The organism is Streptomyces sp. NPDC051172 (assembly GCF_040682555.1).
GTDB lineage: Bacteria > Actinomycetota > Actinomycetes > Streptomycetales > Streptomycetaceae > Streptomyces.
The window spans coordinates 1-1328 of record NZ_JBFBBE010000364.1; the positions used below are offsets into that span (position 1 = coordinate 1).

2 protein-coding genes and 1 pseudogene are annotated in these 1328 nt (G+C 71.2%); 2 read left to right on the plus strand and 1 reads right to left on the minus strand.

What is annotated here, in order from left to right; translation table 11 throughout:
* Positions 1-170 precede the first annotated feature (170 nt).
* Positions 171-749 carry a queuosine precursor transporter gene (locus AB0N07_RS51135; RefSeq protein WP_365847861.1) on the plus strand — a complete coding sequence of 193 codons (579 nt, stop codon included), beginning with the start codon at positions 171-173 and terminating at the stop codon, positions 747-749.
* Positions 750-826: 77 nt separating this feature from the next.
* Positions 827-1054, plus strand: coding sequence for an amphi-Trp domain-containing protein (locus tag AB0N07_RS51140; RefSeq protein ID WP_049161426.1), 228 nt, complete (start codon positions 827-829; stop codon positions 1052-1054).
* Positions 1055-1090: 36 nt separating this feature from the next.
* Here the strand turns inward: AB0N07_RS51140 and AB0N07_RS51145 are convergent.
* A pseudogene (locus AB0N07_RS51145) lies at positions 1091-1328 on the minus strand (MBL fold metallo-hydrolase); the annotation flags it as partial.

Below are 1328 nucleotides of genomic sequence, written 5' to 3' on the forward strand. Positions count from 1 at the left end.
CCTCTGGGCAGGGCACTCCGGCCTACGCCCGGGTGCCCGCGAGCTACTACGACATCTTCGTGGGCGTCTTCATCGCCCTCCTCATCCTCTCCGGCGTCACCGCGGCCAAGCTCTTCTACGGCCCCACCGTCCCGGTCATCTAGGACCTCTTCTACGACGGCGGCCCCCTCATCTTCGACGGCGGCGCCTTCCTTTTCCCGTTCGCGTACATCGTCGGCGACATCCTCGCCGAGGTGTACGGCTGGCGCCGGGCCCGCCGCGCCATCGTCCTCGGCTTCGCGATGCTCGTGCTCGCCGCCCTCACCTACACCGTGGTCTCCTGGACCACGCCCGTCGAGGGCTTCGAGGTGTGGGACCAGGCCCTCGCGCCCATGCTGCGGATCACCGTGGCCGGCGTCGTCGCGTTCCTCGTGGGCTCCCTGCTCAACGCGTCCATCGTGGTCCGCCTCAAGGAGCGCATGAAGGAACGGCACGTGGCGTTCCGGCTCATCCTCTCCACCGTGGTCGGCCAGTTCTTCGACACCCTGATCTTCTGCACCATCGCCTACGCCGGCACCATCTCACTGCTGGAACTGGCGAACTACACGGTGACCGGCTTCGGTTACAAGACGCTCGTGGAGATCCTCATCGTGCCGGTGACCCTGCTCGTCATCCGGGCCCTCAAGCGCCGGGAGCCCACCTACCGGGCACCCGGCTTCGAGATCCACCGCGACGACGAGCCCGCCCTCGCCCCGGCCGCGTCCCGCTGACCCGCACGGGCCCCGGTGTCGGCCGCGCCGGGGCCCGTCCGTCGCGCGCACCCCGCCCACCGACTACCGTCGGTGCCATGGGCAAGGACCTCTTCGAGCACGAGCAGCAGCAGACCCTCAGCCGTGAGCAGGCCGCCGCACGCCTGCGCGACCTCGCCGACCAGCTCTCCCGGCAGAACGAGGTGCGGATCGAGCACGGCGGCCGCGACGTCGTCGTCACCGTCCCGGACCGCGTGGGCCTCGAGGTGGAGCTCGAAGTCGAGGACGGCGGCGACGCCGAGCTGGAGATCACCCTCAGCTGGTGACCGGCCCCGGGCCGGCCGCCGTCGCCTCCCCGTGCCTCAGAACGTCCAGGGCTCCCCGGGGGCCAGACGCCGGTAGTCGGTCACGCCCTCCGCGAGCCCCGAGAGCACCCCGTCCACCACGCCCTTGCCGTCCTCGCTGAGGATGCCGTCGTGGATGGGGCGGGTGTGCGACGCCGCGATGGCCCGCATCTGGTCCACCACGTCCGCGATGCGCAGCCACGGCGCCGCGGCGGGCAGCAGGAGCACCTCGACGTCGGCGTCCGGCACCGTGAAC